This window comes from Mesorhizobium sp. KACC 23794, from assembly GCF_052180275.1.
Lineage (GTDB): Bacteria > Pseudomonadota > Alphaproteobacteria > Rhizobiales > Rhizobiaceae > Kumtagia.
In genome coordinates, this window is sequence record NZ_CP197465.1 from 2594315 (window position 1) to 2615635 (window position 21321).

The 21321-nt window shown below is 63.9% G+C and carries 18 protein-coding genes and 1 pseudogene; 9 read left to right on the plus strand and 10 right to left on the minus strand.

Going from position 1 to position 21321, the window contains the following annotated elements; translation table 11 throughout:
* Positions 1-25 precede the first annotated feature (25 nt).
* The 3 genes from carB (at position 26) to ACSBOB_RS12880 (ending at position 4538) form a co-directional block, all read left to right on the plus strand.
* Positions 26-3505 carry a carbamoyl-phosphate synthase large subunit gene (gene carB / locus ACSBOB_RS12870; protein ID WP_442582780.1) on the plus strand — a complete coding sequence of 1160 codons (3480 nt, stop codon included), beginning with the start codon at positions 26-28 and terminating at the stop codon, positions 3503-3505.
* A gap of 258 nt (positions 3506-3763) precedes the next feature.
* On the plus strand, positions 3764-4078 hold the full coding sequence (locus ACSBOB_RS12875) for a hypothetical protein (RefSeq protein WP_442582781.1): 315 nt from the start codon (positions 3764-3766) through the stop codon (positions 4076-4078).
* A gap of 25 nt (positions 4079-4103) precedes the next feature.
* Entirely contained in the window at positions 4104-4538 is a 435-nt protein-coding gene (locus ACSBOB_RS12880; RefSeq protein ID WP_442582782.1) for a hypothetical protein, read from the plus strand.
* 148 nt (positions 4539-4686) lie between these two features.
* On the opposite strand, the gene ACSBOB_RS12885 is transcribed toward ACSBOB_RS12880, so the two are convergent.
* From ACSBOB_RS12885 to ACSBOB_RS12900, 4 genes are all read right to left on the minus strand, one after another.
* Positions 4687-5853: a branched-chain amino acid ABC transporter substrate-binding protein gene (locus ACSBOB_RS12885; RefSeq protein ID WP_442582783.1), complete on the minus strand. Its 1167-nt coding sequence runs from the start codon at positions 5851-5853 to the stop codon at positions 4687-4689.
* A 116-nt stretch (positions 5854-5969) separates the two neighbouring features.
* Positions 5970-6362: a RidA family protein gene (locus ACSBOB_RS12890; protein ID WP_442582784.1), complete on the minus strand. Its 393-nt coding sequence runs from the start codon at positions 6360-6362 to the stop codon at positions 5970-5972.
* A 314-nt stretch (positions 6363-6676) separates the two neighbouring features.
* Complete coding sequence (locus tag ACSBOB_RS12895; RefSeq protein ID WP_442582785.1) at positions 6677-7156, minus strand: hypothetical protein; 480 nt, start codon at positions 7154-7156, stop codon at positions 6677-6679.
* A gap of 745 nt (positions 7157-7901) precedes the next feature.
* Positions 7902-8309, minus strand: coding sequence for a lysozyme inhibitor LprI family protein (locus ACSBOB_RS12900; protein WP_442582786.1), 408 nt, complete (start codon positions 8307-8309; stop codon positions 7902-7904).
* 126 nt (positions 8310-8435) lie between these two features.
* On the opposite strand from ACSBOB_RS12900, the gene ACSBOB_RS12905 reads away from it, so the two are divergent.
* The 4 genes from ACSBOB_RS12905 (at position 8436) to ydiK (ending at position 12656) form a co-directional block, all read left to right on the plus strand.
* The gene (locus ACSBOB_RS12905) at positions 8436-9404 is read left to right on the plus strand and encodes a phosphate acetyltransferase (protein WP_442582787.1); all 969 of its coding nucleotides are present in this window, start codon (positions 8436-8438) and stop codon (positions 9402-9404) included.
* A complete protein-coding gene (locus ACSBOB_RS12910) occupies positions 9401-10591 on the plus strand; it encodes an acetate/propionate family kinase (RefSeq protein WP_442582788.1) in 1191 nt (396 codons plus the stop codon). The genes ACSBOB_RS12905 and ACSBOB_RS12910 overlap by 4 nt, the downstream gene beginning before the upstream one ends.
* Positions 10592-10601: 10 nt before the next feature.
* Positions 10602-11387 (plus strand): enoyl-ACP reductase FabI, encoded by a 786-nt coding sequence (fabI, locus tag ACSBOB_RS12915; protein WP_442582789.1) that lies wholly within the window; start codon positions 10602-10604, stop codon positions 11385-11387.
* Positions 11388-11573: 186 nt separating this feature from the next.
* Complete coding sequence (ydiK, locus tag ACSBOB_RS12920; protein WP_442582790.1) at positions 11574-12656, plus strand: AI-2E family transporter YdiK; 1083 nt, start codon at positions 11574-11576, stop codon at positions 12654-12656.
* Between the two features lie 83 nt (positions 12657-12739).
* On the opposite strand, the gene ACSBOB_RS12925 is transcribed toward ydiK, so the two are convergent.
* Positions 12740-13531 (minus strand): TetR/AcrR family transcriptional regulator, encoded by a 792-nt coding sequence (locus tag ACSBOB_RS12925; protein ID WP_442582791.1) that lies wholly within the window; start codon positions 13529-13531, stop codon positions 12740-12742.
* A gap of 320 nt (positions 13532-13851) precedes the next feature.
* Here ACSBOB_RS12925 and ACSBOB_RS12930 point away from each other — a divergent pair.
* Both ACSBOB_RS12930 and ACSBOB_RS12935 read left to right on the plus strand, forming a co-directional pair.
* Positions 13852-14058, plus strand: a pseudogene (locus ACSBOB_RS12930) (transposase); the annotation flags it as partial.
* A gap of 177 nt (positions 14059-14235) precedes the next feature.
* On the plus strand, positions 14236-14685 hold the full coding sequence (locus ACSBOB_RS12935) for a hypothetical protein (RefSeq protein ID WP_442582151.1): 450 nt from the start codon (positions 14236-14238) through the stop codon (positions 14683-14685).
* Between the two features lie 523 nt (positions 14686-15208).
* On the opposite strand, the gene ACSBOB_RS12940 is transcribed toward ACSBOB_RS12935, so the two are convergent.
* The 5 genes from ACSBOB_RS12940 to ACSBOB_RS12960 all read right to left on the minus strand — a co-directional run bounded on the left by ACSBOB_RS12940 (position 15209) and on the right by ACSBOB_RS12960 (position 21177).
* Positions 15209-16219: an ABC transporter permease subunit gene (locus ACSBOB_RS12940; RefSeq protein ID WP_442582792.1), complete on the minus strand. Its 1011-nt coding sequence runs from the start codon at positions 16217-16219 to the stop codon at positions 15209-15211.
* Positions 16216-17709, minus strand: coding sequence for a sugar ABC transporter ATP-binding protein (locus tag ACSBOB_RS12945; protein ID WP_442583723.1), 1494 nt, complete (start codon positions 17707-17709; stop codon positions 16216-16218). The genes ACSBOB_RS12940 and ACSBOB_RS12945 overlap by 4 nt, the downstream gene beginning before the upstream one ends.
* Positions 17710-17728: 19 nt before the next feature.
* On the minus strand, positions 17729-19246 hold the full coding sequence (locus ACSBOB_RS12950; RefSeq protein ID WP_442582793.1) for an FGGY-family carbohydrate kinase: 1518 nt from the start codon (positions 19244-19246) through the stop codon (positions 17729-17731).
* Complete coding sequence (locus ACSBOB_RS12955; RefSeq protein ID WP_442582794.1) at positions 19246-20133, minus strand: class II fructose-bisphosphate aldolase; 888 nt, start codon at positions 20131-20133, stop codon at positions 19246-19248. The genes ACSBOB_RS12950 and ACSBOB_RS12955 overlap by 1 nt, the downstream gene beginning before the upstream one ends.
* A gap of 93 nt (positions 20134-20226) precedes the next feature.
* Positions 20227-21177, minus strand: coding sequence for an ABC transporter substrate-binding protein (locus ACSBOB_RS12960; protein WP_442582795.1), 951 nt, complete (start codon positions 21175-21177; stop codon positions 20227-20229).
* Between the last annotated feature and the right edge of the window lie 144 nt (positions 21178-21321).

A 21321-nucleotide genomic window follows, 5' to 3' on the forward strand; every position in this document is an offset into this window, starting at 1 on the left:
GCAGCCGACGGACCGCGAGTAAAAAATGCCGAAAAGAACCGATATCAAGTCGATCCTGATCATCGGGGCCGGCCCCATCGTCATCGGCCAGGCCTGCGAGTTCGACTATTCCGGCACCCAGGCGTGCAAGGCGCTGAAGGCCGAGGGGTTTCGCGTCATCCTGGTCAATTCCAACCCGGCCACCATCATGACCGACCCGGAACTGGCTGACGCCACCTATATCGAGCCGATCACGCCGGAAGTGGTGGCAAAAATCATCGCCAAGGAGCGGCCCGATGCGCTGCTGCCGACCATGGGCGGGCAGACGGCGCTCAACACGGCGCTGTCGCTGCGCCGCATGGGCGTGCTGGAGCGCTACAATGTCGAGATGATCGGCGCCGACGCCCATGCCATCGACAAGGCCGAGGACCGTTCGCTGTTCCGCGAGGCGATGGCCAAGATCGGGCTCGAGACGCCGAAATCCATGCTGGCCAACGCCTCTGCCGCCAAGGACGCCGACCGCAAGACGCACGAGGCGGAGCGGGCTGCGCTGAAGGCCGCCAGCCCTGCCAATCTCGACGCCGAACTCGACGCGCTCGAGACCCGCTGGAATTTTGGCGAAGGCGACCGCAAGCAGCGCTATGTCGGCCACGCGCTCGGCATCGCGGCGCAGGCCCTCGACCATGTCGGCCTTCCCGCCATCATCCGCCCGTCCTTCACCATGGGCGGCACCGGCGGCGGCATCGCCTACAACCGCGCCGAATTCTTCGACATCGTCTCCTCCGGCCTCGACGCCTCGCCGACCACCGAGGTGCTGATCGAGGAAAGCGTGCTCGGCTGGAAGGAGTATGAGATGGAGGTCGTGCGCGACCGCGCGGACAATTGCATCATCGTCTGCTCGATCGAGAACATCGACCCGATGGGCGTGCATACGGGCGACAGCATCACCGTGGCCCCGGCGCTGACGCTGACCGACAAGGAATACCAGATGATGCGCAACGCCTCGATCGCGGTGCTGCGCGAGATCGGGGTGGAGACCGGCGGCTCCAACGTGCAGTTCGCCGTCAATCCCGCCGACGGCCGCCTCGTCGTCATCGAGATGAACCCGCGCGTGTCGCGCTCTTCGGCGCTGGCCTCCAAGGCCACCGGATTTCCGATCGCCAAGATCGCCGCGAAACTCGCCGTCGGCTATACGCTGGACGAGTTGGACAACGACATCACCGGCGGCGCCACGCCCGCCTCGTTCGAGCCGTCGATCGACTATGTCGTCACCAAAATCCCGCGCTTCGCCTTCGAGAAATTCCCGGGCGCGTCGCCGGTGCTGACCACCGCCATGAAGTCGGTCGGCGAGGTGATGGCGATCGGCCGAACCTTCCAGGAATCGCTGCAGAAGGCGCTGCGCGGGCTGGAGACCGGGCTCACCGGTCTCGACGAGATCGAGATCCCCGGCGCCGGCGGCGACGATGACCGCAACGCCATCCGCGCCGCGCTCGGCACGCCGACGCCCGACCGGCTGCGCATGGTGGCACAGGCGATCCGCCTCGGCACGTCGCTGGAAGAAGTCCACCAGATGTGCCGCATCGATCCGTGGTTTCTGGAGCAGATCGACGGCATCATCCAGATGGAAGCCCGTATCCGCGAGCACGGCCTGCCGCAGGACGCCGAGAATTTGCGCATGCTGAAGGGCATGGGCTTTTCCGACGCCCGCCTCGCCTCGCTGGCCAAGCGCGACCCGGCCGAGGTCGGCAAGCTGCGCGAAAAGCTTGACGTCCACCCGGTGTTCAAGCGCATCGACACATGTGCTGCCGAATTCGCCTCGCCGACGCCCTACATGTATTCGACCTACGAGGTTCCTTTCGCCGGCGAGACTCGCTCGGAAGCTCTGGTCAGCGCGCGCAAAAAGGTCGTCATCCTCGGCGGCGGGCCCAATCGCATCGGCCAGGGCATCGAGTTCGACTATTGCTGCTGCCACGCGGCGTTTGCGCTGCGCGACGCCGGCTTTGAGGCGATCATGGTCAACTGCAACCCGGAGACCGTCTCGACCGACTACGACACCTCCGACCGCCTGTATTTCGAGCCGCTGACCGCCGAGGATGTGCTGGAGATTCTTCGCGCCGAGCAGGCGGACGGCGAACTGGTCGGCGTCATCGTGCAGTTCGGCGGCCAGACGCCGCTCAAACTCGCCGACGCGCTGGAAAAGGCCGGCATCCCGATCCTCGGCACCTCGCCCGACATGATCGACCTCGCCGAGGACCGCGACCGGTTCCAGAAGCTGCTCAGAAAACTCGACCTTGCGCAGCCGAAGAATGGCATCGCCTATTCGGTCGAGCAGGCGCGCACGGTGGCGGGCGAGCTCGGCTTCCCGCTGGTGGTGCGCCCGTCCTACGTGCTCGGCGGCCGCGCCATGCAGATCATCCACGACGAAGGCATGCTGCAAAGCTACCTGCTCGACACGGTTCCCGGCCTGGTGCCGGAGGACATCAAGCAGAAATACCCCAACGACAAGACCGGCCAGATCAACACGCTGCTCGGAAAAAACCCGCTGCTGTTCGACACCTATCTGTCGGGCGCCATCGAGGTCGACGTCGACTGCCTGTGCGACGGGAAAAACACCTATGTCTCCGGCATCATGGAGCACATCGAGGAGGCCGGCATCCATTCCGGCGATTCGGCCTGCTCGCTGCCGGTGCATTCGCTGTCCACCGAACTCGTCGACGAACTGGAGCGGCAGACGGCCGCGCTGGCGAAAGCGCTGAATGTCGGCGGCCTGATGAACGTGCAATACGCCGTCAAGGACGGCACCATCTTCGTGCTCGAAGTGAACCCGCGCGCCTCGCGCACCGTGCCGTTCGTGGCCAAGACGATCGGAAAACCGGTGGCAAAGATCGCGGCGCGCATCATGGCCGGCGAAACCCTCGACGCCGCCTTCGCCCATTACGGCGAAAAGCCGGATGCACGAAATCCCGGCCACGTCGCCGTCAAGGAAGCCGTGTTCCCGTTCGCGCGCTTCCCCGGCGTCGACATCCTGCTCGGGCCGGAGATGAAGTCCACCGGCGAGGTGATGGGCCTCGACCGCGATTTCGCCATGGCCTTCGCCAAGAGCCAGCTCGGCGCCAACATCGACCTGCCGCGCTCGGGCACGCTGTTCGTGTCGGTGCGCGACGAGGACAAGAAGGGCATGCTGCCGGCGGTGAAGCGCCTTGCCGGCCTCGGCTTCAAGGTGCTGGCGACGTCGGGCACCGCCCGTTTCCTCTCGGAAAATGGCGTCGAGGCCCTGAAGATCAACAAGGTGCTGGAGGGCCGCCCGCATATCGAGGACGCCATCCGCAACCGCCAGGTGCAGATCGTCTTCAACACCACCGACGGCCAGAAGGCGGTGTCGGACTCAAAGTCGCTGCGCCGCGCCACGCTGATGCAGAAGGTGCCGTATTACACGACCCTGTCGGGCATGGGCGCGGTGGCCGAAGCCATCGCCGCGCTCAAGGCCGGCAGCCTGGAAGTGCGCCCGCTGCAGAGCTATTTTTGAAGCGTCGCCGTCCACCTCCCCCTTGAGGGGAGGTCGGTCGCGCAGCGACCGGGTGGGGTCGCCGACGAAGTGCTCCATCCTGCGACGACTCCACCCCGTCTCGCCCGTCCTTCCGCCTCCCTTAAGGGGGAGGGTAAGTCGCCGCGCCGTGTCGACCAATCAAATCGAACCCCAAATTCCGTCCCATTCCCGGCTTGCAGCCATCCCGCCTGCCGGCCTAATGTGACGCCGAATCCTTTACAACCTCCGGGGGCATCGATGCGCGGAAAACTGGTCACACTGGCTCTGGCGGGCGCGCTCGCCGTAACCGCGGCGACGCCCACCCTTGCCCGGCACTGGAATTCGGGCGACACGGCGGCTGCCATCATCGCCGGCGTGGCGATCGGCGGCATCGCGGCCGCCGCCTCCTCGCACGACCATTATTACCGCGACCAGTACATCCCGCCGGCGCCGGTCTACCGGCCGTCGGCGCCCTTCAGCCCGGCGGGCGGCATCATCTGCTATCCCCGCCAGGGCGCCTGCTACGACAATGCCGGCTATTACTCGGCGAAATGGACCAACCGCGTATTCTGATCCGGCCGAGAGAGGGATTTTCCAGATGAGATTTTCGTTTGCACCGGCCTTCGGCCTCGCCGCCGCCCTGTTCGCCGCCCAGCCCGCACTGGCCGACGACCAGCCGGATTCCGGCTTCGTGCGCGCCCACGCCGTCGACCTTCTGGAAGGAGCGCTGACGCCCGACCAGACCACGACGCTGCAACTGGTCGCCTATCAGGCGGCGATCGCCGCCGCCTGCGACGGCTTTACGCTCGACGGCGCAAAGGTCGGAAAAGCCTTCGAGAAACTGGCGCCGGCCGATGCCGCCAAGATGACCGACGCACAGAAGGATTACCACGACCAGCATTTGCTGGTGATCTACGGCATCCTGGTCGGCGGCGAGCTGGCCGCCATGGCCGACGACGTCAGCGCCGCTTGCGCCAAGGCCGGCGAGGCGAAGGCCGATCCGGAGTTCGCGGCGGAGGTGGTGTGGGAGTGAGGGGCGGAATCCATTCCACCTTGGGTGTATAAGGCGAACAATAGATGACACTTTGGTGTCATCTATTGTTTGAATTGCTTTAATTTGCCGATTCGAGCCGCCAACCTGGCGTCGGCATGAAATCATGCGACTCTATCCGTGCATTTCATTAGTCTAAACTGTAGAATCCCCAATTTCCTGACGAATCTTTTCTCCATTCGTACATCGTCACATCCGGTTCGCGGCGATCTCCTTTTTTGTCAAAACTGAGATTCCCCAGTATTGTCGGAATTGGTCGCTCCGATCGTATCGCCGTTGCTACCGCTCGCGGATCGTTAGTGCCGGCCCATTCCGCTCCCTTCGCAATCACCTGAACTGCTGCATAGGACTTGAGCGCATAGGCGATCGGTTCAACGCCTCTGGCTCGCAACCTTTCAACGACCTGCGCCGCTTTAGGGTTGATCCTGTCTTCGTACGAGAACGTCATAAGGGTGCCCTCGATTCCATCGCCTCCACTAGAAGTTAAATCCCGAATAAAGGCCGCGCCGTCGCCCGTAACGAACTGCAGATTCATGCCGGAATCATTTGTCTTTCGAGCCAGTTCTCCCAATTGCTTGGCCAAACCTCCGAAGTAAACAATCTTGACCTGACTCGCCTGTAATCTTTTACTAAGCGCTGAAAGGTCTTTTGGGCTGAATTTTACTGAAGAAAATATCTCCTCCTGGGTGCCGGCCGCGTTCAGGGCAGACTTCACTTTTGTAGCCAGACCTCTTCCGTATGTCGACCCATCATGTAAGATCACAACCTTTTCACCAGGAAATTTCTTCGCAATATATTCACCCGCGAAGGTCCCCTGAACGTCGTCTCTGCCCGAGGTGCGAATTGTATTCCAGTAACCATCGTCGGTAAATTTTGGATTAGTGCTTGCGGGGCTTACCATCAGAACGTCGCTTTTTGAGTATATGGGCGACGCGTAAATCGAGCTTGTTGAGTTATAGTGACCAACAACAAATCTTACCCCCGAGGATGAAATCTTTTTTGCGATGCTTTCGGAAGTCTCTCGATTCCCTTTGTCATCAAAGAACTGAAGATCTATTTTTTGTCCATTTATCCCTCCCTTTGCATTTATGTCTTCTATTGCCATTTCTGCGCCTTCCCGCATTTCCTCGCCATAAATAGACCAGTCTCCAGTGCTCGGCCCGGGGCCCACGACTGCAAATTTGACGGTTGCTTGCGTTTCCGCAGCAATGGCGATGCTCGCAGCAAAAGAGAATAGTCCGATCAAGGTTACTGCGCAGAGCTTCCGAAACAGAGGTTTTAACGACAATTTCCACATTACATCTTGTCCCTATTTCGAATAAATTAGATGGTATCCGACAGAATCCTGTACGTGATAATTCGGTGACTCCCGAACACCACTGATCTATGGAGCTTTAGGTGCCTTGAATTTGGTCACCCCACCGCCTGCACCTCGATCTCTATATCAAACTCCATGAACCACCCCGACACCGGCACAAAGCTGCGTGACGGAAAATTGTCGGGAAAATGCTTTTGATAGACCCGGTTGATGGCGTTGTAGAAGCCGACATTGGCGGCGTAGATGCGCACCATCACCACATTGTCGAAACTCGTGCCCGCCGCCTCCAGGCAGAGTTTTACGGCGTTGAGCGAGGCCTCGGTCTGGGTCTCGATGTCACCACGAACGATTTTCCCCGTCACCATGTCGATCGGCGGGGTGGCGGCGACGAAGACGAAACCGTTGGCCTTCGTCACCGACGAACAGGGAATGCCCAACTCGCGCATCAGCGGCGACAGCACCGGCACTTCGACGATTTGTTTTTTCATGATCCGATTCTCTATGGGACGAGGGAGAGTAGCATTGAAAGGGGAGGCATCCAGCGGGGGCGTTGCACTCCGTCCAGCACCCCTCATCCGCCTCGCTGCGCTCGGCACCTTCTCCCACAAGGGGAGAAGGTGGAGTTTCGCGCCGACCTCACCGCCAATCGTCAACATTGGAGATTGGCAGAGGCGGATGTGCAGCGCTCCCCCTTCTCCCCCTGTGGGAGAAGGTGGCCGAGCGAAGCGAGGTCGGATGAGGGGTGCTGGACGGAGTGCGCCATAGGCGATTGCCCCGCGGCCGGGCAGCAAACGATGGCGTGTCATTGTCCGAGCCTCGTCAGGCCCGGCGCGATCGGATAGAGGCCGGCCCTGGCCGCCTGCCGCTCGGCCTTGAGCATGCGGTCGTGGTTCACATACATCTCGCGGCCGATGTCGAGGATCTGCGAGCGGGCGAGCATCAGGTCGTTGCCGGGCGCGGCTTTCCCAAGCCTGGCCTTGGCGGCGTCGAGCCGCGCTTCGAGAGTGGCGCGGCGGAACGGCTCCAGATGAAAAAACCCGTCGCCTTCCAGATTGAACCGGCAGGTCCGCGTCTGGCGGACGGTCCGGTCGTGGGCGTCGAGCGCGGTGAAGGCGAGCGTCACCGTGGTCTCGTCGACGAGGGGCTCGGCTGCGCGCGCAAAACTTTGCGGTGCGCGCAGGCTCGCCTTCACCATCATCTCGCAGGTGAGCACGGCCGGGTCGTCCGCCGACAGGGCCGGCAGCGCCAATGTCGCGGCAAGGACAAGCAAGGCCAGTGGCATAGGGCACGATAGCGCGTTCGCGGCCGGCGTGAAACGGCGATGTCTGATGCCGCCCCATGGCGCCGCCGAGGCTCCCGGCGGGGAGGGGTTTTGCGGAAAATTTTTGCCGCCTGCGATTTTCGGCAGGAAAAAAGCAAGCCGTTTCTGATGCTTGACCCTCGGCGTCGGTAGACCTGCGCGGCGCGGAATCGCTTTTTTGGCAATTCTGATCCCCCTCGCCAAAACCTGCCCCATACTCACCGTCAGTTCCTCCCGCGGGAACGCCGGTCATGACGGTGATTTGCGGGGAGGGACCGGCGTCCTGGAGAGAACGGCTAACGTGGCCGTGAAGGCCGGGGGCTGTCCCAAGAGTTCCCACATACACAACCTGGAGTATGTCTGCCAGTACGAAACGACATCGCAGGTGCAAGCCGTAAGGCGATGGTTTGCGTAGCGGAACGGGATGGCAAAAGCATGCGCCGGACGGGCGGCCGCAAGGTCGCATGTTTATACCCAGATCGGCGATCGAACGGCCGCCCGTCTTCCCGACTTCTCAATGGCCAGACTGCGAAGCAGGGCGTGGCGGCGGGGGAGGCTGGATACAGGGGACAGTTTACTTTTATCCCCGGAAAGGCTCTGCGCGGGACGGGTTGGTACAAGGGGATAAAAGTAAACTGTCCCCGGCGTTAGCACTTTCTCGGCCACAAACTTCCGAACCAGTTTTCTGGTTTTCGGGCGGGCCGCGTAAAACCTTCCCCATGTCCGGCTACTCGGCCGCCGGCACCGGGCAGCTCATGTCGCCTTCCTCGCAGGCAAGGTAATTCTTGAAATCCATCAGCCGCTGGTTGGTCAGCGCCGCCTTGCAGTTGGCGACCAGCATCGGATGGATGCTGCCGCCGGCCGCGCCGGACGACTGAAAATCGCATTCGGCATCGCGGAAGGCGATCCAGGCGCGCTGCGCGGCGACCAGCTGCTTCCGGGCGCCGGCGTCGTCGGCCAGCCGCTTCTCGATCTCCTTGAAGTCGGCATTGAGCTGCTTGTCGGCATCGTTCAAGGCCTTTCCCGCGCACTGGCTCATCGTCGCCTGGTCGGTGGCGTTGGCGCAGTCCTGGGCCGAGGCCGTCGCGAGGGGAAAGAGCAGGGCTGTGGCGAGGGCGGCGAAGGCGAGGCGCATCAAAAAAATCTCCGGATCGATTGCGGCCCATTGTGGCCCGGCCGGCTTCCGCGGCGCAACCCCTGGCATGACGGTTGCCGCGGAACGCCGCATAACGCAAAGTGACAGGCAAACGAGGATGCCCCGGTGCTGGAACTGACCGACCAAGAGCTCGTACAGTCGAAATATGATCGGCTGATCGCGGCGGCCCGCAGCGATCGACCGCCTGCCACCATAGTCGTGCACCCTTGCGACGAACCATCGCTGCGGGGCGCCCTCCAGGCCGCCGCCGAGAAACTGATCGCGCCTTTGCTTGTCGGCCCCGAGGCGAAAATCCGCGCCGTCGCAGCCGCGCACGGCATGGATCTCGCCGGGCAGGAGATCGTCGACGCTCCGCACAGCCACGCGGCGGCGGCGAGCGCCGTCGCCATGATCCGCGAAGGCAAGGGCGAACTGCTGATGAAGGGGAGCCTGCATACGGATGAGCTGATGCGCGAGGTGACTGCCTCCGCCACCGGATTGCGCACGGAACGCCGCATCAGCCACGTCTTCATCATGGACGTCCCCGGCCATGCCGAAACCCTGTTTATCACCGACGCGGCCATCAACATCGTTCCTGACCTGGATGTGAAGCGCGACATCATCCAGAACGCGATCGATCTGTGGACCGGAATAGGCCTTGGTACGCCGCGGGTCGCGATCCTCTCCGCCGTCGAGACGGTGACGTCGAAGATCCCGTCGACCATCGAGGCGGCTGCGCTCTGCAAGATGGCGGAGCGTGGCCAGATCACCGGCGGCCAACTCGAGGGTCCGCTGGCCTTCGACAATGCGGTCGATCCGGAAGCCGCGCGGATCAAGGGCATCGCCTCTCCCGTCGCCGGCCATGCACAGATCCTGGTGGTTCCGGATCTCGAGGCCGGCAACATGCTGGCCAAGAACCTGATTTTTCTGGCGCATGCGGACGCCGCGGGCCTCGTGCTGGGGGCGCGGGTGCCGATCGTGCTGACCTCCCGTGCCGACTCGGTCCGCACCCGCCTGGCTTCCTGCGCGGTCGCCGCACTCTATGCGGCCGCGCGGCGGCGCAACGCGCCCGTACCGGCGACGGGATTGGCATGAAGGCGATCCTTGTCGTCAATGCGGGCTCGTCGAGCCTCAAGTTCCAGATATTCTCGATCGACGGCGAGCATCTGACGCGGCAGCTGCGCGGGCAGATCGACGGCATCGGCACGCGACCGCGCCTGCGCGCCGTCAGTGGCGACGGCTCGCCGCTCGTCGACCGGCAATACGCTGCCTCGGAGATCGCCGATCTCCCGGCCGCGAGCGGAGAAACCCGCCGCTGGCTGGACGAACTGGCTGGGTTCGAGTTGGTCGCGATCGGCCACCGCGTGGTACATGGCGGGCCGGACTACAGCCAGCCGGTGCGGATCGACGCCGGTGTGCTCGCCCGCCTGACCGCGCTCGAGTCTCTGGCTCCGCTGCACCAGCCGAACAATCTCGCGCCCATACGCCTGGCGATGGAAAGCGACCCCTCGATCCCCCAGGTCGCGTGCTTCGACACGGCGTTCCATCGCGGGCAAGCAAAGCACACCGACTGCTACGCTCTGCCCTACGCGTTCTACGAAGCGGGGGTGCGCCGCTACGGATTCCACGGGCTGTCCTATGAATACATCGCCCAGCGCCTGCATCAGGTGGCTCCGGAAGTGGCCGGCGGTAGCGTGGTCGCGGCGCATCTCGGCAGCGGCGCTTCGATGTGTGCCATCAGGGATGGCCGCAGCATCGACAGCACGATGGGCTTCACGGCGCTTGACGGCTTGCCGATGGGAACCCGCCCCGGCCAGCTCGACCCGGGCGTCGTCCTCCACCTGATCTCCGAACGGGGCATGAGCGTCGGCGAGGTTTCCGACCTCCTTTATCACGGCTCGGGGCTGAAAGGCCTGTCAGGCGTCTCCAACGACATGCGCGACCTGTTGGCCAGCGGCGAGCCGCGCGCCGCCTTCGCCATAGAGCATTTCGTCCATCGCTGCGCCTTGCATGTCGGAATGCTCGCTGCTGCGCTCGGCGGGATCGACGCCTTCGCCTTCACCGCCGGCGTCGGAGAGAATTCGGCTCCGATCCGTGCCCGCATCGCCGACCGCCTCGCGTGGCTGGGGGCTGAACTGGACCCGGCTGCAAACCAGGCCGGTGCTGTCAGGGTCTCGACGTCCGCAAGCCGCGTCGCGCTTCTCGTCATTCCGACCGACGAAGAACTGATGATCGCGCGCCATACGCACGCACTCCTCGGCGATCTCGCCGGGGGCCGATAGGAGAGCCGTCATGCCGCTGCCCGCCGTCAAGGCCAAGCTCCTGGAAGGCAAGAAAGGCCTTATCGTCGGCATCGCCAACGATCAGTCGATCGCCTGGGGCTGCGCACGTGCCTTTCGCGCCTTCGGCGCAGAGCTCGCGGTCACCTATCTCAACGACAAGGCCAGGCCCCATGTCGAGCCGCTGGCTCGGGAGGTCGAAGCCTCGATCGTCGCGCCAATGGATATGCGGGTGCCGGGTCAGATCGAGGCCGTGTTCGAGCAGATCATGGACACCTGGGGTGAACTCGACTTCCTTGTCCATTCCATTGCGTTTTCGCCGAAAGAAACACTGCAAGGCCGTGTCACCGACGCGCCCCGCGAAGGCTTTCTGGCGACGATGGAAGTCTCGTGCTGGTCCTTCATCCGCATGGCGCAATTGGCCGAACCGCTGATGAAGAACGGCGGCAGTCTGTTCACGATGACCTATTACGGCTCGCAAGCGGTCGTCGAGAACTACAACATCATGGGGGTCGCGAAGGCTGCGCTGGAGAGCGCGGTACGGTATTTGGCTGCCGAACTCGGTCCCAAGGGCATCCGCGTCCACGCCATCTCGCCCGGCCCGCTTGCCACACGTGCCGCCTCGGGCATCCCCGAATTCGACGAACTCCTGGAGAAAGCCAAGACGAAAGCTCCGTTGCGGCAACTCGTCAGCATTGACGATGTCGGCATTGCCACCGCCTTCCTTGCTCACGACGCCGCTCGGCTGATGACCGGTGACGTCCTCTATGTCGACGGCGGATACCACATCGTCGACTGATGTCTTCGGAGAGGTCGAACTTGCGCACGAGCCTCGGGCCCGGATCGGACTATGCATGACACCCTGAAAGCAGGACGGCGGGCCGTCGGCAGCACGGCCGATTCCAAACCATTGGTGTTGACAGCGACGAGGTAACCCAAGCCAATAGAGGCCATCGTCAGTTCTGCGCTGAGGGGCGCCAGCGATATGTTGCCATACAAGCAGGATATTGGCCGCGCCACGCTGCTGGTGCTGTTCATAGGCGGTCTGCTGCTCGCCAGCTTTTGGATCCTGCAGCCTTTCCTTCCGGCGATCCTGTGGGCCACGACGTTGGTGCTGGCCACCTGGCCGCTGATGTTATGGGTCCAGCGCCATACCGCCAATCGTCGCGCCGTGGCAGTCCTGGTCATGACGGTAGCGATCCTGCTGGTGCTGATCATTCCGCTTTGGCTGGCGGTCGGCACTGTCCTCGCCAACATCGATGTGATCAGCGACCTGGTCAGCGGAGTGCTTTCCCTGCGGGTGCCGCCGGCACCGGATTGGGTGAAGCAGATTCCGCTGCTCGGCAACGCTGTCGCGGAGGCGTGGGAGCGGATCAGACAGTCCGGCGTGACCGACCTGGCTTCACGGCTGATGCCGTACGCCGGAGCACTTACGCAATGGTTGGCCGCCGCCGCTGGAAGTGTTGGCGGCATGTTCATCCAGTTCCTGCTGACGACCGTTATTGCCGCCGTCATGTATGCTGGTGGCGAACGTGCGGCCGCACAACTGGTGCGCTTCGGCCAGAGGCTTGCTGGCGCCCGCGGCGAGAAAGCCGTTCACCTGGCCGGCCAGGCTATCCGTAGCGTGGCGCTTGGCGTCGTGGTGACGGCGCTGGCGCAAAGTGTCATCGGCGGTATCGGGCTCGCGGTGGTCGGCGTGTCGTTTGCCGGTCTGCTCACGGCGCTTATGTTCGTCCTTTGCCTCATTCAGGTTGGGCCGGCCCTCGTGCTGGTTCCCACGGTCGTGTGGCTCTACTATTCCGGCGATGTCGGTTCGGGCACCGTATTGCTCGTGTTTACGATTGTCGCCACTACCATCGATCAGTTCATACGGCCGATCCTCATCCGGCGGGGCGCCGACCTTCCCCTGCTGCTTATCCTGGCCGGGGTAGTAGGGGGGCTGATCGCCTTCGGTATTCTGGGCATCTTCATCGGGCCCACCGTGCTTGCCGTCGCCTATACATTGCTGAATGCATGGATTGCCGAAGGCGACGAAACGCGTCCCACTGAGGAAACCGATAGCCTATAATCTTGGAAGCTACAGCTCGATACGATGCGTCAATCGTTCCCGATCATGAAGCATCAGTTGCACGCCAACCATGCCGCAGCCAGTCAACAACCCGCCACGCGTAGCACATAGACAAGCATCTGCTCGCGGATTTCATTGTTCGATAAGCGTCCGCCCTCACGGTACCAGGCGAAAGCATAGCTGAGCATGCCTGCGATCACGAGGCTGCACATGGCGAGATCGTCGAAATGAAACACATTGTCGTTCCTTCCGGCGGTCAGGATCTCCTGGAGCTTCCTGTCGATCTGCTTGCGGACGTTCGCGATCCGTCTGGCATCGGCGGCCGGCAGGTGAATCTGTTCGCGGAAATAGATCGAGACATGGTGATGCTGGGCGAGCACGACGTCGGTGAATTCGCGGGCGAAAAGACTGAGCCTGTCGACGGCTCCGAGGTTCTGGGCGGCGGCCTTGTTCGCCGCCGCCAGAGCGTCCTGGTTGACCCGCTCGCAGATCTCGACAAGGAGCTCGATCTTGCTCTTGAAGTGCGAATAGATGAACGGCTTGGTGGCGCCGACCCTTTCGGCGATGGCATCGACCGTGGTCTGCATGTAGCCGCGTTCGAAGAAGAGGGTGGCAGCCTCTTTCAGAATGCGCTCCCTCTTCACCCCGTCGAGTTCATCCCAGAGCGTTTCTCCCGCGGATACCTTGCGCGCACGGACCATGTTTCGCCCTCTTTCCCGGAAACTCGTTGGTTCAATTCTGTCAATTGGATCATGCCAGTCAATGCTTCGCCCGCAGATCGTGGACTGAGTAGCAAAAACCACATCGCCGGTAAAAAGTATCTCTGGGGTAAGGCCGCAAAACCGGCATTCATGCGGAGGCGAGGCTTCGCACAATCGCGGCTGTCGGACTGCCCTTACGCAGATGCGCGCGACGAAGCAGTTCGAGAAGCAGGGCATGCAGAACGTCGCCCTGTCCGACCAGGATCCGCTAGCCCGCACGGACACAATCAGCCTGGGTGACCTCGCGCAGAAGCCGATGACCCTCCACCTGCCTGTGTGCCGCGAGCGTATCCTCGACGCCTATCACAATTTGGGCCTGACGCCGAAGATCGACTTCCAGACCGCCTCGACGACCGTGGTCGAGCGGCTCCTGACCCGCCGGGAGACGCTGACCTTGCTTGTGAGCCGCCAAGCACACGAAAGGTCAAGTCACGATGGACGGAGTCGAAAGTTTAAGCCACAGCAGATGGGCGTCCAAGTATCATGTGGTTTTCATTCCGCAGTGCCGCCGCAAAGCGCTTTACGGAGAGTTGGGGAAGCATCTTGGCGAGGTATTGCGCAAGCTGGCTGTTCAGCGTGAAAGCCGTGTTGAGGAAGACCATTTGATGCCGGATGATGTGCACATGACGCTGCCGGTCCCCAGGGGCTCTGAGATGGGCTGATACCAACGGCCATTGAATTTGACCGGCGCCGGCAGCCGCTACTGCCGGTTCTTCCTCGCAGGCATCGTGCGATGTCGGGCGGAGAAGATGTAGATAGGAAAAATTTCCTTGCTCATTCCGGCCGCTCTGCTATTATGCCTTCCGACGGAGGCTGGAATGGGCAGGGCGGAATACGAGGAGGAGCAGCAGGAACTGAAGGGCATCGCGGCGACGCTGCTTTGCCTGGCCGTTCTGGCCGAGCTCCTTTTCATCGTGCCGTTCCGGGTTCGGGTCCTTGTCCTATCGCTGCTACGGCCGTCCGAGGCCGTGGCGCGGGCATTTGCCATGGAACAGGCGGGCGGCGCGCTCGCGCTGCCTCCGGCTACGGTTTGCGGACCAGATGGCGACGGCTGCGCCGAAGCGTTGCGCCTTGCTCTCTGTTTTCGCGTGCTGGCCGCCATCATCACGGCGGACTTGCAGGGTTCTGCCGCCGGGCGGCGACCGTTTCGCGGCGGGCCGGATCGGCCTCTTGCGCAAAGCGTGCCGGCGATTGCCTGGCAGAGCCACGCAAGGCAGGCGCGGCGCGCAACGGCCTTTCGCGGCACGGGACGCATCGACACGTCATGACCGCCGGCCGGGTGTTTGCCGTCCGGCTTTCGGACTGGGCTCCAGCTTCTCGACAGTGCGAACGCCATCCGCCCCGCGCGCTTGGCGGCGCTGGCGTTGGCGTTCCGATGCCGATGGCGGTCAAAGTCTACCGCCGCTGGTATGAGTTGAGCCCTCTGCGCCGCGCATGGTGAGCCATGGGACGGCCATTGGTTCGACGCCAATGGCGAATGATTACCTCGCCATCCAGAGGTGCTGAGAGCCATCGCCGAGACCTTCTGGAGCGACACATCATCGCGCTGGGCACGCCCACATCAAGCTGATTTTCTTCACCAAATCACCGGCCCGGTGCCGATGATCGACATCCAGGTCGTGCTGAATGGCCGACCAAATAGGCCGCCTGACAATCCCTTCTGCTGGCACAAATCGGGCTATCTGAGCAGCGAATCCGCAGGACGAGAGCGAGGCGTCAAGCTTTGTTCGGCGTTTGTCGCCTGAAGTCGCTTGAAAATTGCAACGCGGAATAGCCTGAACCGCGCCGGTTTCAAGTCCGGGCGCCGCCGTCCAGCCTGAAACGATCGAGCGCCACGGCGCCTATGATGATCAGGCCTTTCACGATGTATTGCCAGACGTCGGGCACGCCTGTGAGGATCAGTCCGTTCGACAGCACAGCGATGATGAGCGCGCCGACCAGCGTGCCCCAGATCGAACCGATGCCGCCGACGAAGGATGTGCCGCCCAGGATGACGGCCGCAATGGCGTCGAGTTCGTAGGCCTGGCCAAGCTGCAGGCCGTTGGCCGCGTAGAGCCGCGCGGAGGCCATGGCGCCGCCGAGCCCGGCAAGCAGGCCAGAGACGGCATAGACGAAGACCAGAACCCATCCGACCTTGATGCCGGTCAGCCTGGCTGCGTCCGGGTTGCCGCCGATGGCGTAGATGTAGACGCCGAGCACGGTGCGCCGCAGCACGAACCAAGACGCGACGACCACGGCGAGCGCGATGATGACCAGCCACGGGATCCCGAACAGATTGCCGTTGCCGATGACCGCATAGGGCAGGTCGGGGTTGAAGACGGTGGTGTCGCCGCCCATGAGGCGGGCAGCGCCCCGGATCGCGGTCAGCGCGCCAAGGGTGACGATGAAGGGTGGCAGCCGGATTGCCGCGATCAGCGCGCCGTTGAGCACGCCGAAGCCGAGCCCGCAGGCGAGCGCGGCCGGGATCGCCAGCATCGAGAGGTTGGGGTCGAGCGAGACGATCAGCGCGATCATGGCGGCCGCCGCGAGGATCGAGCCAATCGACAGGTCGATGCCAGCCGTCAGGATCACGAAGGTCATCCCACAGGCGAGCACGAGATTGATCGAGGCCTGTTGCATGACGATCAGCAGATTGCTCACCGAGGCGAAGCGGTCGTTGGCCAAGGTGAAGGCGACACAGAGGGCGACGAGCACGGGCAGCATGCCCAGCGCCCGCAGCAGGGTCCGCGCGGTCTCGGGGTGGGTGACGGCAGCTTCGTTCGACGGACCGGCGGGCCGGGCCTGATTGTCCTCAACGCTCATGATCGTGTCCCGTCCTGTCCGGTGGCGATTTCGATGATCGCCTCCTGGGTTATCTCCCCCCGGGAGAGGGAGCCGGCGATGGCTCCGTCGCGCATGACCAGCACGCGATCCGCCAGCCCGATGATCTCGGGTAGCTCGCTGGAGATCATCAGCACGGCTGCGCCTGCCGCGGCGAGCCGGTCGATCAGCCTGTAGATGTCGGACTTGGCTCCGATATCGACGCCGCGCGTCGGCTCGTCCAGGATGAGCACCTTCGGCTCGGTCTCGAGCAGGCGTGCGAGCAGGACCTTCTGCTGGTTGCCGCCGGACAGGCTGCCGACATGGGTTCTGCCGGACCTCGCCCGGATGGAGAGCCCCTGCATGGAGCGCTGGGTGCGCTCGCGCGCCTTGGCGAAGCGCCTAACACCGCCAGGTGCGGCGTCGCGCGCCATGACGCCGATGTTGACGTTGTCGTCGATCGTCATGTCGAGGAACAGGCCCTGACCCCTGCGATCCTCCGTCAGGTAGACGATGCCTGCCGCGATGGCGTCGGCAGGGCTGGTGATCTGCACGGAGCGGCCCTCGATCGAGACGACACCGGCGGCGGGCCGGTCGGCTCCGTAGACGAGCCGCGCGAGTTCGGTCCGCCCGGACCCGACTAGCCCCGCGAGGCCGACGACCTCGCCGGCTCTCACCTCGAAGCTGCATGGCCCGATCCGCCGGCCGTCGGCAATGCCGTCGACCACGAGCGCGGGCCGCGTCGTGTCAGCCGCGGCGCCGTGCTGCTTGCGGTAGAAGTCGAAGAGCTCGCGGCCGACCATCATGCGCACGAGCGTCTTCGCCGACAATTCGTCGCGCAGCAGCGTGCCGACATACTGGCCGTCGCGCAGCACCGAGCAGCGGTCGGCGAGTTCGTAGACCTCGGCCATGCGGTGCGAGATATAAATGATCGCGATGCCCTCGTCGCGCAGCCTGCGGATGAGATCGAACAGCCGGTCGGTCTCGCGCGACGAAAGTGCCGTGGTCGGCTCGTCCATGATCAGCACCCTGGCGTCCATGGAGAGCGCGCGCGCGATCTCGACGAGCTGCCGCTCGGCGATCGACAGCGTGTGGACCAGCGTGTCCGGCCCGAAGGGTGCGCCGAGCCTTGCAAGGATGCCGGCGCACTTCCTGCGCATCGCCCCACGGTCGACGAGGCCGGACCGGTGGATCTCGCGGCCAAGCGCGATATTCTCCGACACCGTGAGGTTGGGCGCCAGCGAGAGCTCCTGGTAGATGATGGCGATGCCAAGACGCCGTGCGTCGGTGGGATTGGCGACGATGACCGGCTTTCCCTCGAAGACCAGTTCTCCGCCCGGATCGGCGCGATAGGCGCCGGAGAGGATCTTCATCAGCGTCGACTTGCCGGCACCGTTCTCGCCCATCAGGGCGTGGATCTCGCCTGCATAGACCTGCAGGTCCACGCGGCGCAGCGCCTTGACCGCGCCGAAGGTCTTGGCGATGCCGCGCATCTCCAGGATCGGCTTGGCCTCAGTCAAGGCCGCCACCAGCCGGAAGAAGATGGGCGCGCAGGGAAGGCACGATGTCGCGATAGGCGGCCGCCAGCGCCTCGTCCACCTCGATGCGGCGCCATGAGACATCAGGCAGCGACGCCAGGCTGGAAGGATGGTCGAAGACTCCGGTTGCGAGGCCCGCGACCAGGGCAGCGCCCACGCCTGCCGCCTCCTCGACAGTCGGGATGACCAGCGGCCGGCGAAGCATCGCGGCCTTGATCGTGTTTGCCAGCTCGTTGCGCGCGCCGCCGCCTGTCAGGGTCAGCTCGGACGGCTGCAGGCCGGTAATGGCCTCGAACCGCTCGAGGTTGAGATGAAGCCATGCCGCCAACCCTTCGACGGCGGCGCGAAGCAGCGTGCCGGCATTGGCTGTATGGCTAAGAAAGGCGAAGTCGGCGCGCCTCGACCGCTGGTTCCAGGGCGCTCCCGTGCCCTCGAGAAAAGGTGCGATGCGCACCCCGCGTGCGCCGGGCGGCTCGGCCGCGGTCCGGCGCCAGAGGTCTCCGACTGTCTCCGGTCGAGGATGATGGCCGCCGAGGAGATCGACGAGCCAGTCGATGAGGCCGCCCGAGGAGGGGATGTGCCCTGAAAGCAGGAAGCGGTCCTGCACCACATGCGGGTAGCAATCGTAGGCGCCCCGGCCGGCCTCGTCATAGGTCAGCGGCATCGCCACTACCGTCTTCAGCGCTTCCGAAGTGCCCGTGGAATCGATCATGCGGCCCGGATCGACAAGCCCGCAGCCAAGCCCCGCGCAGGGATGGTCGTGGCCCGCGTTGACGATTGGCGTTCCGGCGAGCAGCCCGGTTGCACGGGCGACGTCGTCGCGCAGGCCGGCGGCGACGGTGGCCGAAGGAAGCAATTCGCCGAGCTCGCTTTCAGGGAGGCCGAGGCGGTCAAGCAGATCGTACGACCAGTGGCCGTTGCGGCGGTCGGCGAGGCCGCTGCGCGCGGCGAGCGAGGGGCTGGACACCTTGCGCCCGCTGAGCAGGAAGGTGGCGTAGTCGGCCACCATCAGCCAACTCTTCACGGCGGCGAAGCGTCCTGGATCGGCGTCGCGCCACCAGGCGAGGCGATAGCCGGTGTAGATATCGTCGTCGACCACGCCGGTGATATCGAACCAGTCGCACGGCGAAAGCCCCCATTCTTCGCGCCGGTTGCGGGTACGCCGGTCGTACCAAGTCGGGCAGGGGGTGACGCGGCTGTCCCCGCCGTCGAGCCCGACGAAGCTTTCACCGATACTGGCGACGCCGATCCCGGCGACGGAGTGGGGGGCGGCGCCCTTGGCGGCAAGCGCCTCCGTGAGTTCGGTGAGGACGGCGACGATATCGCGGTCCAGTGCATCGAGATCGAATTCGGCCGCGCCCGCGGCGGGCCGCTCGATTACCATCGGACGCCGGGCGACCGCCTCGACGCGGCCCGATGGCCTCACGGCCGTCGCCTTGAGGTTCGTGGTGCCGATGTCGATGCCGACGAGCAGGACGTCCGATGTAGCCATCAGGCAGAAGACTTCGTTAGCCACTCGTTGAAAGCGCGCGCCTGGCCTGCTGAACCGAGATCGACCATCTTCTCCTCGATGACGGCCTGCGCGGCGTGCTGCGCCGGCACCAAGGCGTCGATAATGGCGATGCCGATCGAATTCTCGTCCAGCACGCGCTTCAGCTCGGTGTTGTAGGCCGTGATGATGTCGGAGAACAGGATTACCATCGCCACACCGGCCTTAGTCGCCTGCCGCATCTGCTCGCGCGGCGTGCCCGAGCCGCCATGCATACAGATCGGAACGCCGGTCGCTTCGCGCAGTTCGCGGATGCGGTCGATCGCGAGATCGGGCGTGGCCTTGGTCTCGCCGTGGGCGGAACCGTGGACGTTACCGATGGCAGGGGCGAGGATGGTAGCGCCGCTCTCGCGCACAAGTTTGACGGACTGGGCCACGTCGGCGAGGTCGTCGGCGGTCTGCACGGCGCCGTGCTCCATGTGGCCGATGGCTGCCTCGACGAGAACGCCGAGCGGCTCGGCGACCTCGACCACCTGCCTGACGCGGCGGATGTTTTCCTCAAGCGGCTCCTCGGCCGCATCGAGCATGACGCTGGTAGCCCCGGCGCGGATGGCGTCCACGGTGTCGCCGAGTGTGTTGCCGTGATCGAGACTGATGCCGACCGGTACGCAGGCCTTTCCTCCGAGCAGCTTGGCAACCGCGGTGATCGCCTCGAAGCTCGTGATCTGGCGGGAGTCCGGATGGATGCGGATGATGACAGGCGAATTCTGCCGCTCGGCCGCGGCGATTGCGGCCTGGACGATCTCGATATTCATCGAGACGAAGGCCCCGACGGCGTAGCGGTTGTCGGAGGCATGCTTGAGGAGACGGTCCAGGGAAACGATCGGCATGGGCTAGTCCTTATGCGGCCCGGACATCAGCGGGCATGGGAAAAAAGCCGCCGGCCGGAACTCGTCCGGCCGGCGGCGCCTGGGAGGCTCGACCTACTGGCCGCTGTTCCAGCCCTTGTAGCTGCCGACGTTCTCGCGCGTGATGAGTTCAGGCGCCACGAGGATGGACGGCTCGGCGAGCGTCTCGCCCTTCAACAGGGCGGCGCCGGCCTTGACCGCTGCAGAAGCCAGGGCTGAGGGCAACTGAGCGGATGATGCTTCGATCAGGGTCTCTCCCCTGAGGGCCGCCTCGATGTCGGGCGAGCCGTCAACGGTGGTGATGATGATCCCGGAGCGGTTGAGCTGTTTGGCGGCGAGGTCGGCGCCGATCGCCGACGGGTCGTTGATCGTGAAGATCGCATTCACGTCGTCATGCGCCGTCAGCAAGCCGGTCGTGATGTTGAGACCGCCTTCGCGGGTGCCGATGCCGTTCTGGTCCTCCGACAGGATCTTGATGTCGGGGCTGGCGGCGAGCACTTCCTTGCAGCCCTTGACGCGGTCGATCACGCCCGAGACGGGCGGGCCGTTGACGATGATCAGGTTGCCTTTGCCGCCGAGCTTGGAGGCGATGTATTCGCAGGCTTGCTTGCCGGCCGTGACGTTGTCGGTGGTGATGGTGGCCTGCGCGCCATCGGCTGTGTTGTCCACGGCGACCACCGGGATGCCGGCGTCCTGGGCGCGCTTGATGGCGGCGCCAATCGCCTTCGAATCGACGGCCGAGACGATGATCAAGTCGACGCCGGCCTGGATGAAGTTGTCGAACTGGGCGGACTGCTTGCCGAGATCATAGTCGCCCGACACGACCAGCACCTTGGCGTCCGCGCCGGCGACTTCCTTGACCTGCGCCTCAATGCTTTTGGCGATCGCTCCGAAGAACGGATTGCCGAGATCGACGACCGTGACGCCGACCGATTTCAAATCCTTGGCCGTTGCCACGTGAAGCGGCGCGATGGCGGTCCCGGCGAACAGCAAGCCAGCCAGGGTCCTCGACACAAAACGTCTCATACTGGTTTTCCTCCACCAAATTTGTCGATATGCTTGACCGGCAGGCGTCATCCGCTACCGTCCATCGTTTCATAGCGCGATACAAAACGTCCCGCAACGTGTTTATTTTTGTTTGACGTGGGAAGTTTTGTGTCTTGAGGTCTT